Source organism: Streptomyces odonnellii (assembly GCF_000981895.1).
GTDB lineage: Bacteria > Actinomycetota > Actinomycetes > Streptomycetales > Streptomycetaceae > Streptomyces > Streptomyces odonnellii.
In genome coordinates, this window is record NZ_LATD01000248.1 from 1 (window position 1) to 13,640 (window position 13,640).

Consider the following 13,640-nt stretch of genomic DNA (forward strand, 5'->3'; position numbering starts at 1 on the left):
GCCCAGGAGTACGCGCCCGACCCGCCCGCGGAGGCCGACCCGGTCCCGAGCGGTCCCGCTGCCGACGTCCCCGCCGTGGGCGATCCCGTACCCGTGGCGCCGGCCCTGGACGGCGCGCCCGCCGCCGACAGCGCCGACGCCGACGCCTCCGCCGCCGACGCCCCCGCCGTATCGGCCGAGCCCTGCGAGGAACCGGCGTCCGAGCCCGAGCGGGGGCCGGAGCCTGAGCCGGAGGCCGAGCCGGAGCGTGAGCGGGACTCGTCGGGACGCCACCGGGCCCGGCCCTCCCTGCCACGCGGCAGCGCCGCCCGGCGCAGTGTCGCCGAGATCTACCGGGCGGCCCAGCAGGCCGGCCAGGACCCGGTGCTCGCGGTGATGTCGGCCACCGGGTTCAGCCGCCGCAAGTCGCTCAAGCTGATCGCGGGCGCCCGCGACGAGGGCCATCTGACGCCACGTCACCACCGCCGCTGATCCACCGGCGCCCCGGGCCCGCCGGCCGCACCGCGCCCACCCCGGCACTCACATCGAGCGCATACGGTTCATCTCGACCGTCTGCTGGGCGATGACCTCGTTCGCCATCTCCTCGACCAGGACGTTCTTCCCGTCCGTGAGCACCTCGGTGGCCATGGTGATCGCCCCCTGGTGATGAACGGTCATCAGCTTCAGGAACAGTTCGTCGAACGCCTTGCCCTTCGCCGCCCGCAACTGGGCCAGTTGGGCCTCCGTCGCCATCCCGGGCATCGTGGCGTGGTCATGGCCGTGCTGCTGCTTCGCCCCGCCCTGACTCTTCAACCAGCCCTTCATCGACTCGATTTCGGGCTTCTGCGAGGCGGCTATGCGCTCCCCGAGCCGCTTCACCGCCTCGGAGCCGGCGCGCGCCGCCACGAGATCGGTCATCTTCAGCGCCTGGCCATGATGGACGATCATCATCTGCGCGTAGTTGAGATCAGCCGAGTTGGGGGTGTTGTCCGGCGCCGCCTTCACGGCCTCCTCGGCCGAGAGCGTCCTCGCCGGTTCGCCCGGCTTGCCCGGCGCGACCACCACCGGCTCGTCCTTCTTCGCCTTCGCCGCCCCGTCGTCCCCCGAGTCACAGGCCCCCAGGGCGAGTACGGCGACGGCGGCCACCGCCGTGAGGGCGGCGCGGCGGGCATGCCGGCTCCTGTGGTGGATCAACACGGTGACCTCCTGCGACACATGATGTGGTGAAACTTTCCTAGCACGCTTCGGTGTTCGCCTGATCAAAAACTTTTATTACGTCTCTGTTGCCATCTGTTGAGATGTACATGAGAAGGACGATACTGCCCAGGTCCGTGACCCGTTCACCCTGAACGGATACAAGGGAGGACGCAGTGACCTCGTTGCACACCACCCGCGTGCGGCGCAGACGTCTGGGCGTGGCGGCAGCCGCGGCCGGACTCTTCGCCACGCTCCTGACCGCCGGACCGGCGGTCGCCACCCCCGACCCCGGTGACGCCCCGGCCGCGGAGAAGGTCTCCTCGGCCCAGGCCGCCGAGGTGCGAGCAGCCATCCAGGACGGCGAAGTGCCCGGTGTGGACGAGATCGTCCACAGCGACAACATCAAGCACCTCGTCAACATCCCCAAGGACCTGATCGCGGGGACCAACTCCGACCTGGCGTTCCAGGGGAAGTACGCCTTCTCCGGCAACTACGACGGCTTCCGGATCTTCGACATCAGCAACCCGAAGGCTCCCAAGACCGTCGCCCAGGTGCTCTGCCCGGGATCGCAGAACGACATATCCGTCTCCGGCGATCTCCTGTTCCTCTCCACCGACTCCTCGCGCAGCGACAACTCCTGCTCGAGCGTCACGCAGTCCGCGACGGTCAAAGAGTCGTGGGAGGGCATGAAGATCTTCGACATCAGCGACAAGCGCAACCCGAAGTACGTCGCCGCTGTCGAGACCGCGTGCGGTTCGCACACCCACACGCTGGTGCCGGAGCGCAAGGACGTCTACATCTACGTCTCGTCGTACTCGCCGAGCACCACCTTCCCGGACTGCCAGCCGCCGCACGACGGAATCTCCGTCATCAAGGTGCCGCGCAAGTCTCCGGAGAAGGCGGCGGTCGTCAACTTCCCGAACCTCTTCCCGGACGGCGGGAACCCGGGCGCGCCCACCAACCCGGGCGTCTCGGCGACCACCGGCTGCCACGACATCACCGCGCTGCCGTCGAAGGACCTGGCCGCCGGTGCGTGCATGGGTGACGGCATCATCTTCGACATCAAGAACCCCGAGCGCCCCAGGGTGATCGACCGGGTCCAGGACAACGTCAACTTCGCGTTCTGGCACTCCGCGACCTTCAACCAGAAGGCCAACAAGGTCGTCTTCACCGACGAGCTGGGCGGCGGTGGCGCCGCCACCTGCAACGACGAGATCGGTCCCAACAAGGGTGCCGACGGCATCTACGACATCGTCGGCAAGGGCGACCGGCGCAAGCTGGTCTTCCGCAGCTACTACAAGATCGACCGTCCGCAGGCGGCGACCGAGGTCTGTGTCGCGCACAACGGTTCGCTGATCCCGGTCAAGGGCCGCGACATCATGGTCCAGGCCTGGTACCAGGGCGGTGTCTCCGTGTGGGACTTCACCGACTCCTCGAAGCCCAAGGAGATCGCGTACTTCGAGCGCGGTCCGGTCACCACCGCGCAGGTCACCACCGCCGGCCCCTGGTCGGCGTACTACTACAACGGCTACATCTACTCGAACGACATCGTCAAGGGCTTTGACGTGCTCCAGCTCAACGACCGCAGGACGGACGAGGCCAAGCGCGTCCGGCTGCCCGAGCTGAACGTACAGACGCAGCCCGACTACTTCTCCGGCTCCGGCCACTGAGGAGTGATGTCCTGACTCGTTCCGCCGGGCGGCTCGCCGCCCGGCGGAACGCCGAGTTCCCAGTCCAGCCCGTAGCGCTGGAACAGCTCGGCGCGCAGCCGGGGCAGCGGCATCGGGGCGCCCGGGATCAGGACCGCGAAGACCGCGCCCATCAGCAGGGCGCGCAGCATCGGATAGTCGCTGTCCGGGTTCGCCGATCCGTATCGCGTCACCGTGTCGCGCAGCAGCGCCGCCAGCCGCTGCTGCTCGGGGCACTGCACGAAGCCCTGGGCCTGAAGGATGCCGGCCATATGAGTCCGCATCAGGACAGGACTGTCCGCGGCGAGCCCCAGAATGGCGTCGATCGCCCGCGCGAGCAGCTCCCGCCCGTCGTCCGTGGCCGGCTCGCGCTCCAGGGCCGCGGCCAGCGTCAGATGCATCAGCCGGTGCACCGCGGACTGGAGGAGCTGCCGCTTTCCCGGGAAGTAGTACGAGACGAGACCGCGGGCCGAACCGGCGCGGTCGGCGATGTCGGCGAGCGTCGTGGCCTCGTAGCCGCGCTCGGCGACCAGCTCCACGGTGGCTTGCAGCAGCCGCTCCCGGGAACGCCGACGCAACTCTTCATTGACCGATGGGCTCCGCGGGGACATGCTTGACTCCTGCGTTGACTGGCTCTCAGCCAATATACTCAGTGCGTCCCGTCGCAGACCTCTTCAGGCCTGGTCAGCGGGGCTGCCGCCTGCCTTGGGCGACGCGGGGGATCGTCCAAGGCAGGCGGCTTCGGCATGCCCGGGGAGCGCGGGGGTGCCCGTTTCGGACTGCCGGGGGCGCCGTTTCACGGTCCGGAGCCGCCCGTTTCCGGGCTGTCGGCTGCCCGCTTTCCTCGCCATGCCCCGGGTTTCCGAACGGCACGCGCCTTTCTTTCCGTACGAGGCATCCGTACGAGGCATCCGTACGAGCCGTGCTTCGCCGTTTTTCCGTACGCGTCCTGTTCCGTACGAGAGGGAGAGGGGCGCCCGGGCCAAGAGGTGCCGGGCGCCCCGGCTCACGTAACGGCTTCCTGGGGTTGGGGAAGCGTTACGGAAGCGGGCCCTGGCCCGCCAGCGCGACGACCGGGCGGAGTCCCGCCGGGCGCTCCTCCACCGGGAGATGGTCCACGAAGTGCACGGAGCAGCCGAGCTGGGCCGCTCCGCCGTCGGCGTTCCGGTCGTCCCCGACCATCAGCACATCGTGCGGATCCTGCCCCAGCGCCTCGCACGCCACCCGGAAGAGCCGGGCGTCGGGCTTCTGGATGCCGTGCTCGTACGACAGCACATACGCGTCGACGAGGGCGTCCAGGCCGTGCGCGCGGAAGACGGGCCGCAGATCCCAGCCGATGTTGCTGACGACCGCGATCCCGATGCCCCCGTGCCGCAGCGTCGCGAGGACCTCGGCGGCGTCGGCGTAGGGACGCCAGGCGTGCGGGGTCATATGGCGCTCGTAGAGCGCGTCGTACAGGCCCGGGCCGGGAAACTTCACCTGGCGGGCGAGCCCGGTGTACGCGGCACGGTGGCTCTCTGCGCTCTCGTCGCGGGTGGCCCAGAGCGCGGCCAGGTCCTGGGGCACGCGCTCCGGTTCCGAGCCGCCGGGCAGCGCGCCCGCCACGGCCAGCTTCATCGCGTAGCGCCGTACCTCGTCGGGCGGCAGGGCCACGCCCGCCTCGTCGAGCACGGCTCGTAGCCAGGATCCGGCGGATTCGATGCGGAAGAGGGTTCCGGAGAAATCGAAGAGCACACCTTTGAAGGTCATGCATCAGATCCTCGCGGTGGCAGCGCTCCCGGGACAAGACAGAGCGGCTCCGGTTCGCACCGGCCTTTCCGCACGTACCGTCATCACGGCGCCGATCGGGGGCACGTTGTCGCTCACCCTTGGCCCCGCGTCCGCCGTGGGCCCACCGCAACGTGGACCTGTGTACTTCTCACCGCCCATAATGGCTTCTCTCGTTACCCTTGGGTGACAGAGTGCGATCACTGTGCGTTCTACGGGGGAAACACGGTGTATGACGTATTCATCTCTTACGGGGCCGATGACGGCGAGTGGACCGGTGTGCTCGCCGAGCGTCTCAGGGCACACGGCGTGCGCGTCTTCTTCGACAGATGCAGCCTGCGGCCGGGCGACATCGTGGTGCACGAGCTCGAGGAGGCGATTCGCGCGTCCAAGCACGGAATTCAGGTCGTCGGCCCGCACACCATGACCGAACCGTGGGCGCGGCAGGAATACGCGGCGCTCGTGCAGGCCTCGGCCAGGCGCGGGCTGCGGCTGATCCCGGTGCTCTGCGGCGACGCCGATGTTCCCGGCTTCGCCGCGACGCGGGTCTGGGTGGACTTCCGCAAGCTGAGCGGGCCCGCGTTCGATGCCAAGGCCGCCGAGCTGGCCGGCTTCCTGCGCGGAGAGGAACAGGTCCGCAAGGCCCACACGGACAGTGAATTACTCGATCTCGCACGTCCTCGGACGCAGCCGCCGCCCACCGAGTCCGCTCAGCCCGCGTTCGTCGTCTGCTACGCCCGCGCCGACGCCGGCTACGGGGAGCGGCTGGTGGACCAACTCTCGGGCTCCGGCCTGCCCGTATGGTCTCTGGGACACCTCAAGTGGGGCGACAACTACATCTCGACGATCAGGGAGCGGCTCCGGCACGCCCTCGCCGTCGTCGTCCTCATGTCGCCCGAGGCCGAGGAGTCCGAGGACGTCACGAGGGAGATCCTCGAAGGGCAGCGTCACAGCCGCGAGTTCTTCCCCGTCCTGCTGCGTGGAGAACGCAACTACCTTCTCGCCAGCAGTTGGTACCTCGACGCCAGGAACGGTGATCTGCCCGGACCGGACGCCCTGCGTCTGCTGCGCCGCGTCCACGACTCCCACCGCTCCCACGGCTCCCGCGCCTCCCATCGGCAACCTCCCGCACCGCGAACCCTGCCGGTCCTGTCGCTTCCGGCGGGTCGGCCGTCGGTGCCCGCCGTCCGCTCGCCCGCCCGCAGGTCGCTGCTCACACTCGAAGCCCTGCTCGCCGAGCACGAGACCGAGCACGCCGATCTGCTGACGACGACACTGCTTCTGGAAGCGGTCGACAGACTTGAAACCGGATGGCTGCGCCGGTCCGACGGGAAACGGCTGCCCGAGGCCCTCCTCTCCGGGATCGACGCCCTCTGGTCGCGATTCTCGGGCGGGGCCCACGGCTTCGGCGCGCAGGTGCGCCGGGCCACTGTGGGCGGTGGTCGGCATTCGGATTTCATGGCACTCTCCGTGGGATACGGCTGGCGTTCCTCGCCGTACGAGACCGTGCCCAAGTACCAGCACTTCACCGGCAGGGCCGGGGACCACGCCTTCTTCCCGACACTGCGCAACCCCCAGAGCGAGCAATACCGGGACTGGTACGACCAGTGGACCGAGACGGTGCTCGCCGTACATCTACGGCTTCGCGAGAGGGGATGAATCTCCTTGATCCTGTTACTGGTGATGTTGATCGTCGCGGTGATCGTGGTTCTGAGCGTCGTCATCATCTATGGGGCAGGCCGATCGAAACGTGAGGGGCCACCGCGTTCGGCACGGCAGGCCGGCGGCCTGGCCGGACTGGGAGCGGGCATGCTGGTCCCCTGGGCGGGGCTCTGCGTGGTGCCCGCGGGCCATGTCGGCATCGTTCACAAGAGGATCGGGAAGGCCCATCCGGACCAGCGCTTCAGGAGGATCACACCTCACGACGCGCGCGGTGTACAGGCACGCGCTCTCCTGCCGGGGCGGTTGCACTGGCTCACCCCCTTCATCCACAGCGTCGAGTTCGTACCGCGGATCCATGTTCCGGCGGGACACATCGGACTCGTTGTCGCCACCGAGGGCGCCAAGCGTGCCCCCGGCCGGGTCCTCGGCCGGTATGTGGAGTGCGACAGTTTCCAGGACGGTCCGGCGTTCCTGCTCGGGGGAGGCGAACAGGGCAGGCAACTCGCGTTCCTCCGCGGCGACAGCTCGTACTACATCAACACCGCCCTCTTCCAGGTCGAAGTCGTACCCCGGACCTACGTGGAACCGGGCACGGTCGGACTGGTCATCGCCAAGGACGGCGCCATCCGGCCACCGGACCGCCCTTTCGGCCGGTATGTGGAGTGCGACAGTTTCCAGGACGGTCCGGCGTTCCTGCTCGGCGGTGGCGAACAGGGCAGACAACTGGCGATCCTCACAGGCGGCACGCACTACGACATCAATCCCTACCTCTTCGAGGTGATCACCAACGGCAGCGTGGGCCGTTCGGCCCGGGGAGGCTCGGACGGCCTCGGTGCCGGGCAACTGAAAGAGATCGCGATCCCCGTCGGCCACGCCGGAGTGGTGATCACTCTGGACGGTGCCGAGCCCGACAGGGCGGAGCGCAGGGTCGGCCCGATCGTCAAGGGCCACAGCAGCTTCCGTCTGCCCTGGGTGTTCCTGGGGAACGGAGGGTGGCGCGGCGTACAGGAGGAGACCCTCGGCGAGGGCTCTGTCTACGCGCTCAATCCCTGGTTCGTACGCGTCGTACTCATACCGACCCGTCTGCTCATCCTGGACTGGAGCAACAAGAACGGTTCCCAGTCGGACAACAACTACGACGCGGCGCTCGACCGGATCAGCGTCAATGTCCAGGGGCACCGGCTCCAGGTGGAGCTACGGCAGACGCTGAACATCCCCGAGACCGCCGCTCCCAGGCTGGTCAGCGAGTTCGGTGACTCATCGACGTCCGGGGTGGGCGGTTTGGTCAACAACCCGGCCCCGGTACAGCGGTTCGTCGAGCGGGTGCTCGGTGGCGCCGTTGACACGTACTTCAACGGCATCGCCGCCGAGTCCACGGTGGAGGAGTTCCTCACCCGGTACGCCAGCATTCGTACGGACCTGGCGGCGCAGGTACGGAATGCCCTCGCCGGATGGGGCGTCGAAGCGGCGAGCACCAACCTGGGCGAGTTCGAATCCCTGGACGATGACCTCGACAAGGCCCGCAAGAGGGTGTTCGAAGCACAGACGCACACCCAGGAACTGGAGGAGCAGAAGAAGAGCGCCCACATCAAGGCGGAGATCCAGCAGATCGAGCTCGCGGCCGAGCGGGAACACATACTGCTGGACGTCGTGAAGCTGGAGCGCAAGATCGAGCTTCTCGGCCGGGACACCATCGCCATGCAATTCTTCCTGGCAGAGCTCAAGCACATGAAGGTGCCGCAGATCGTCAGCGGGGACGCGGAGTCCTTGCTGCAGTACCTGCCCATGCAGCGTGCTCTGGAGATCATCGACGGGGCGAAGCTGCGTGCCGAACAGTCCGCCCTGCCGCAGAGCGCGCCGGCCGATCAGGACCATGAGTTCGGCGACGGTGGAACGGAGTAGAGCTCACCTCACCCCGGGCGCAGGGCCCGCGCGATCTCGTCGATCCGCTGCTCATACACACCGTCGTGCCCCGAACCGTCGCCCGCCCCGCGAAAGTCCGCGAGATACCGGGTGGCGGCGAACTCCGGCAACTCCACGTCCCCCACCACGACGGGTATGAACAGCCGACCGGACTCGATCGACGGCTGCATCAGGGCGGCGTACTCCTGCCTGACCCAACCGCTGTTCATCGACGCCGGGCTGAACACCAGCAGCCCGTGCGCCGCCTCACGGATCGCGGTCTCGACCGTGTGCACGCGGATCCCTCCCGGCCTGCTCACGACCTCGTCGTATGCCACGTTCAGACCCCGTTCGCGGAGCCGTGCCGCGAACGAACGCACCCAGTCGGCATCTTCACGGCCGTAGGAGACGAACACGTCGTACCGCGCGGAGCCTGGGGCGGACGGCGTCGGCGCGGGCAGTGGCACCGGCGGTACGGGGCGGCGCCGGCGCCTGGAGAGTTGGTGGCGAACCGCCACGTAGGCGAAGTAGACGCTGACGACACCGGCGAGCGTGCTGACCGCGCTCAGGAGCAGTCCTGTCGTATCCACAGACATCAGGCTAATGTCCGGCGACGGATCCCGACGGTGCCCGCGAGGACAGGCCGTCGGTGACTGTCGTCGCGTTCCGTCGGCCACAGGGCAGGGCGACCGGTCCCGGCGGCTGTGAGGTCCGGGACTGAACTTCTCTCCCAGGTTTGTGACGGTCCCTTGGCTACGCGTTCACCTGGCGCCGGTACCAAGGGTGAAGACGTGGTTGGCGCGGGGTGGGCCGTCCTGTGTCACGAGGTTCGACTTCACGGGGGATCGCATGAGGGTTCGTCGTACGACCGCGCTCGCCGGGCTGATGGCCTTGGGCACGCTGCTGCTCGCGGGCTGCGCCGACCGTACGGAGTCCGTCACCTGGACCGACGAGCACGGCAGGGCCTGCACAGGCGTCGCCGTGGTCGACTCATCGGACGGGGACCGGGAGGTCACCAGCATCGACTGCGACTACCCGCCGGCGGGCCGGCGGCCGGGCGACGAGACGTGGAAGCCGCTGCCGGGCTGACGGTCCGCGTCGCGTAGTCGCCGGGGTCAGCGTTCCCGGGGCAGGGCCAGGCGGCCGTACGACGCGATGGCGAACGCGACCATACTGCCCCCGAGCAGCCAGCCGCCCAGTACGTCCGCGCTCCAGTGGACGCCCAGCCAGAGCCGGGTCAGGCCCGCTCCGGCCACCGAGACGCCCGCCAGGACCAGTGCCGTACGCCACACCCGTCGGCCCACCCCGAGATGCTGCGCCAGCCACAGCAGCAGACCGCAGGAGACCGCCGCCGTCATCGCGTGTCCTGACGGGAAGGCGGCGAAGTGGGCGGAGTCGACCGGGTCGGGCCACTGCGGGCGCTCGCGGCCCACCGCGGACTTCAGCACATGGGACAGGGCCGCGCCCAGCGCGCTCGTCCCCGCCACCCAGAGCGCCAGCAGCCGCTTGCCGCGCAGCCACGCCACGGCCACCGCCACCGCGATCAGCAGCCGCATCGTCCAGGGATCCCAGGCCCAGTCGGTGAGCACCCGGTTGATCCAGGTGACGCCCGGCTCCGACACCGCCCGCCGGTGCAGCGCCTGCGCGGCGGCCCGGTCGAAGGAGAGCAACGGCCCCCACTCCGCCACGACCAGCGCGACCAGCAGACACAGCAGAAAGGCGAGGAGAGTGCCCGTGCGGGCCGGGGTGAGCAGCGAAGGGCCGGAGGGCGGCGGCGGTGGCGTCTGCGAATCCGATGAGGCAGCGGAAGAGAGCGACTGCGGGCGCATGGGAAGATCTTCGCCGACGACCGGCGCGCCGAGCCAGCCGTACGGGCGTTCGGGTTACCGGGGCCGGGGGATCGATCCACGCTATCCCAGCGCGCGCAGCGCCGGTACGAAGGCGATCAGGAGCGGCACCACGGGGACGGCGGCCGCGGCGGCGGTGAGCCGCAGCCTGCGGGCCGCGGGGAGCCGCGGTACGGGCGACAGGAGGCGGTTCACCCGCTGCGGAAGCTGCGCGTCCGGGGCGGTGCCGGGGCCGAACACCCCGCGCTCCTCGTTCAGTTCGACCAGGGCGAGCGCGGTCGTCATCCGGCCGAACCGGCGCGAGGCGACATCGTCGGCCGCCAGCTCCACCAGCCGGTGCATCTCGTCACGGAACGCCGCGAACACCGGCACCTGCGGAAAGCCGTTCGCGAGCGCCGCCGAGCAGTGCAGCAGCCAGTCGTGCCTGGCCCGTGCGTGGCCCTGCTCATGCGCGAGTACGGCATCGAGCCTGCTGCCCTTCAGCTTGCGCAGCGCGGCCGTGGTGATCACCAACTGGGGCGCGGCACCCGGCAGCCACCAGGCGCCGGGGCGCACGCCCTCCAGGACGACCAGCGGCCCGCCCCCGGGCTTCTCACCGGGCAGCAGAGGGGAGCGTACGAGCAGCTCCGCACGGCGCTGCCGGCGCCGCCGGCGGGCCCGGTGGATCTCCCGGGTGAGCATCGCCGCCGTCCATACGCCGCCGCCCGCCAGGGCCACGGCGAGCAGCGCCGACCAGGGACGGTGCGAACCGAGGGCGTAGGCCTCCACCACCCCGCGCGGGGCGGGCGCGAAGACATGGCCCCGTACGGCCTGCCAGGCGGCCGCGGCGCTGAAGGTCATCGAGAGCGCGAAACTCAGCAGGACGGCGGCCACGACGCACTGCCACACCCACAGCGCCACCACGGGCTCGCGCTCCGGCCAGTCGGCGCGCGCCAGCAGACGCGGGGCGACGACGGCGGCCAGTGCGCCGAGCAGCAGCAGCGCCAGGGAGACCATCATGGTCATCAGACTATGAGGACGGGAGTACACAGCGGTATGTCCTTGCCGGGCAAGTGACCCAGGACACGTTTTAGGGCGCTCCATGTCTACCGCGCCCGCCCGGTGTCCGGGCCGGTGACCGCCCCGGCACCGTCCTGGTCACAGCGCCAGCAGCATCGCCAGCGTCGCGATCCCCATCGACAGCCGGCAGACCAGCGCCAGCTCGGTCCTGTCCTCCCACGGCACCGCCGTCGTGACCGCACCCGGACCGCCGGGACCCGCCCCCGCGGGCAGCGGCAGCAGGCGCCCGCCCGCCCACAGCACATAGCCCGCGTAGTAGAGCAGCAGTACCCCGGTGACCAGTGGCGCCCCGCCGGCGGAGTGCGAGCCGTGCGCCCCGGCGGGCGCGGCGGCCATCGCCCCGGCCATATAGACCATCACCAGCATCCCCAGCAGATGGTGTGTCCGGTGCGCCCGGTAGGCCGCGTCCCGGGACCGTACGGCCGCGTACAACGCTGTCGCGCCGAACACCGTCGCGTACCCCAGCCAGACCCACCGGGGCGGTGACACCACGGCCGCCGGCACGGCCATCGCCGCCATCCCGAACCCCATCAGCGCCTCGGTACCGGCCCACCGGCGCTGTTCGTCCACAGCGCTGCGCATCCGCAGCAGACAGTAACTCCCGTTCGCCGCACAGAGCGCGACGAGCAGCCAGCCGGCCAGCGCCGGTCCGTGCACCGCGCACCTCCCCCGTTCAACGGTGTCGGGGAGGTGATGCCCGTCACCGTGGAGGCACATACGAGCGCAGAGGGACACGGGGGGAGCGCACTGCGCGAAGGGGCGCCGGACACGAACCGCCGTAGCTTCATTCGCATTTCGCTGGAAACGGAAAGCGTAAAGAAAATCGACTGACAAGTGATGGGAATTTCCGCCGAATTACCGGCGCACGCGGCTTGTGGCGGGCACGGCTCCCGGCTACTTTTCAGATGCGTGCCCTTGGGGTCCTGGCGGGCTGCCACCGTCTGTAAATCCCCCCACCCCCGGGGACTTTACGCGTTTCTGGCAGATATCTAGTGGGAGGAAATCCTCCATGAATGTGTCACGACGGTCGGTCCTCGCGTCCGCGCTGGCCGCGTCGGCCGCGCTCGGCGGCGTCGGCGCTGCCCAGCAGGGTGCCGCGGCGGCGGAGCCCAGGCGCCGCGCCCGGTTCGGGCCCGCCGCCAGCCCGCCCGGCGACGTGGTCGGCAAAATCACCGTGGGCTACCAGGGCTGGTTCGCCTGCACCGGCGACGGCGCCCCCATCAATGGCTGGTGGCACTGGAGCCAGAACATGAGCCAGCCGCCCTCGCCCAGCAATACCACCATCAAGTCGTGGCCGGACATGCGGGAATACTCCCGCGGTTACCGCACCGCCTACGCGAATCTCAACGGCGGCCAGCCCGCGACGCTGTTCTCCTCCTGGGACCAGCAGACCGTCGACACCCACTTCCGCTGGATGCGTGAGAACAACTGCGACACCGCGGCGCTCCAGCGCTTCAACCCGTACAGCCCCGAGGGCCCCACGCGGGACGCCATGGCGCAGAAGGTACGGCAGTCCGCCGAGGCCAACGGCCGCAAGTTCTACATCATGTACGACGTCACCGGCTGGACCTCGATGCAGTCCCAGATCAAGGAGGACTGGACGACGAAGATGCGGGCGCACACCGCGTCCAGCGCCTACGCCAAGCAGAACGGCAAGCCGGTGGTGTGCATCTGGGGCTTCGGCTTCAACGACCCCGGCCGGCCCTTCGCGCCCGCGCCGTGCAAGGACGTCGTCGACTGGTTCAAGGCCCAGGGCTGCTATGTGATCGGCGGAGTCCCCACACACTGGCGCAACAGCACCGACGACTCACGGCCCGGATTCGGGGACGTGTACCGCTCGTTCAACATGATTTCGCCCTGGATGGTCGGGCGGATCTCCAATGTCGCCGACACCGACCGGTTCTTCCGCGACGTCAACACCCCCGACCAGGCGGAGTGCAACGCCCGTGGGATCGACTACCAGCCGTGTGTGCTGCCGGGCGATCTCCAGGAACGGCACCGCGCGCACGGTGACTTCATGTGGCGCCAGTTCTACAACATGGTCCGGCTCGGGGCGCAGGGCATCTACATCTCGATGTTCGACGAGTTCAACGAGGGAAACCAGATCGCGAAGACCGCGGAGAACGCCGCGCAGGTGCCGGCGGGGTCGGGCATCTGGGCACTGGACGAGGACGGGACCTCCTGCTCCTCGGACTACTACCTGCGGCTGACGGGTGACGGCGGCCGGATGCTCAAGGGCCAGATCGGGCTTACGGCGACCAGGCCCACGCGGCCGAGGGTCTGACGACAGCACGACAGCACGACAGCAGGACAGCAGGACAGCAGGACAGCAGGACAGCAGGACAGCAGGACAGCGCGACCCAGGACAGCAGCGACACAGGACCAGAAGTCCACCGCGCCACAGCACCACAGGGCCGCCGGGAATCCACCCGGCGGCCCGCCCATGTGCCTTCCTCACACGGCAGTTCAGCCCACCGGCAGATGCCGTGCCCGGCCCTCCCGCCCCCGCAGCCGGGGCGTGAACGTCGCGTGGAAGATG

At 69.4% G+C, this 13,640-nt stretch carries 13 protein-coding genes; 6 read left to right on the forward strand and 7 right to left on the reverse strand.

The features are described 5' to 3' along the window. Positions 1-471 (forward strand): DUF6214 family protein (locus WH07_RS41310; RefSeq protein WP_269801382.1); only part of this gene is annotated, 471 nt, incomplete at its 5' end. 48 nt (positions 472-519) lie between these two features. Here WH07_RS41310 and WH07_RS22490 read toward each other — a convergent pair. Then, positions 520-1,176: a DUF305 domain-containing protein gene (locus WH07_RS22490; protein WP_408645895.1), complete on the reverse strand. Its 657-nt coding sequence runs from the start codon at positions 1,174-1,176 to the stop codon at positions 520-522. A 173-nt stretch (positions 1,177-1,349) separates the two neighbouring features. Between WH07_RS22490 and WH07_RS22495 the strand changes: the two genes are divergently transcribed. Continuing rightward, positions 1,350-2,846 (forward strand): LVIVD repeat-containing protein, encoded by a 1,497-nt coding sequence (locus tag WH07_RS22495; RefSeq protein WP_046502985.1) that lies wholly within the window; start codon positions 1,350-1,352, stop codon positions 2,844-2,846. Here the strand turns inward: WH07_RS22495 and WH07_RS22500 are convergent. Together WH07_RS22500 and WH07_RS22505 are read right to left on the reverse strand one after the other, a co-directional pair. Then, a complete protein-coding gene (locus tag WH07_RS22500) occupies positions 2,822-3,475 on the reverse strand; it encodes a TetR/AcrR family transcriptional regulator (RefSeq protein WP_046502989.1) in 654 nt (217 codons plus the stop codon). The two genes, WH07_RS22495 and WH07_RS22500, sit on opposite strands and share 25 nt — an antisense overlap. A gap of 427 nt (positions 3,476-3,902) precedes the next feature. Further along, positions 3,903-4,613: an HAD family hydrolase gene (locus WH07_RS22505; RefSeq protein WP_046502992.1), complete on the reverse strand. Its 711-nt coding sequence runs from the start codon at positions 4,611-4,613 to the stop codon at positions 3,903-3,905. A 246-nt stretch (positions 4,614-4,859) separates the two neighbouring features. Between WH07_RS22505 and WH07_RS22510 the strand changes: the two genes are divergently transcribed. Both WH07_RS22510 and WH07_RS22515 read left to right on the forward strand, forming a co-directional pair. Further along, positions 4,860-6,290, forward strand: coding sequence for a TIR domain-containing protein (locus WH07_RS22510; RefSeq protein ID WP_046502995.1), 1,431 nt, complete (start codon positions 4,860-4,862; stop codon positions 6,288-6,290). Positions 6,291-6,440: 150 nt separating this feature from the next. Then, positions 6,441-8,195 carry an SPFH domain-containing protein gene (locus WH07_RS22515; RefSeq protein ID WP_232789016.1) on the forward strand — a complete coding sequence of 585 codons (1,755 nt, stop codon included), beginning with the start codon at positions 6,441-6,443 and terminating at the stop codon, positions 8,193-8,195. A gap of 8 nt (positions 8,196-8,203) precedes the next feature. On the opposite strand, the gene WH07_RS22520 is transcribed toward WH07_RS22515, so the two are convergent. Beyond that, entirely contained in the window at positions 8,204-8,785 is a 582-nt protein-coding gene (locus WH07_RS22520; RefSeq protein ID WP_232789017.1) for a toll/interleukin-1 receptor domain-containing protein, read from the reverse strand. A gap of 259 nt (positions 8,786-9,044) precedes the next feature. On the opposite strand from WH07_RS22520, the gene WH07_RS22525 reads away from it, so the two are divergent. Next, a complete protein-coding gene (locus WH07_RS22525) occupies positions 9,045-9,284 on the forward strand; it encodes a hypothetical protein (RefSeq protein ID WP_079023459.1) in 240 nt (79 codons plus the stop codon). Between the two features lie 26 nt (positions 9,285-9,310). Here the strand turns inward: WH07_RS22525 and WH07_RS22530 are convergent, their stop codons facing one another. The 3 genes from WH07_RS22530 to WH07_RS22540 form a co-directional block, all read right to left on the reverse strand. Further along, positions 9,311-10,024, reverse strand: coding sequence for a phosphatase PAP2 family protein (locus WH07_RS22530; RefSeq protein WP_079023460.1), 714 nt, complete (start codon positions 10,022-10,024; stop codon positions 9,311-9,313). 81 nt (positions 10,025-10,105) lie between these two features. Continuing rightward, positions 10,106-11,041, reverse strand: a complete 936-nt coding sequence (locus WH07_RS22535; protein WP_046503019.1) for a M56 family metallopeptidase — start codon at positions 11,039-11,041, stop codon at positions 10,106-10,108. A 138-nt stretch (positions 11,042-11,179) separates the two neighbouring features. Then, the gene (locus tag WH07_RS22540; protein ID WP_046503008.1) at positions 11,180-11,758 is read right to left on the reverse strand and encodes a DUF5134 domain-containing protein; all 579 of its coding nucleotides are present in this window, start codon (positions 11,756-11,758) and stop codon (positions 11,180-11,182) included. A 352-nt stretch (positions 11,759-12,110) separates the two neighbouring features. Here WH07_RS22540 and WH07_RS22545 point away from each other — a divergent pair, with 352 nt between their 5' ends. Continuing rightward, entirely contained in the window at positions 12,111-13,385 is a 1,275-nt protein-coding gene (locus tag WH07_RS22545) for a glycoside hydrolase family 71/99-like protein (RefSeq protein ID WP_046503010.1), read from the forward strand. Positions 13,386-13,640: the final 255 nt, after the last annotated feature.

Coding starts and splice junctions, on each gene's coding strand:
- WH07_RS22500 (WP_046502989.1), bottom strand. CDS start 3,475: ATGTCCCCGCGGAGCCCATCGGTCAATGAAGAGTTGCGTCGGCGTTCC.
- WH07_RS22505 (WP_046502992.1), bottom strand. CDS start 4,613: ATGACCTTCAAAGGTGTGCTCTTCGATTTCTCCGGAACCCTCTTCCGC.
- WH07_RS22515 (WP_232789016.1), top strand. CDS start 6,441: ATGCTGGTCCCCTGGGCGGGGCTCTGCGTGGTGCCCGCGGGCCATGTC.
- WH07_RS22525 (WP_079023459.1), top strand. CDS start 9,045: ATGAGGGTTCGTCGTACGACCGCGCTCGCCGGGCTGATGGCCTTGGGC.
- WH07_RS22530 (WP_079023460.1), bottom strand. CDS start 10,024: ATGCGCCCGCAGTCGCTCTCTTCCGCTGCCTCATCGGATTCGCAGACG.
- WH07_RS22535 (WP_046503019.1), bottom strand. CDS start 11,041: ATGATGGTCTCCCTGGCGCTGCTGCTGCTCGGCGCACTGGCCGCCGTC.
- WH07_RS22545 (WP_046503010.1), top strand. CDS start 12,111: ATGAATGTGTCACGACGGTCGGTCCTCGCGTCCGCGCTGGCCGCGTCG.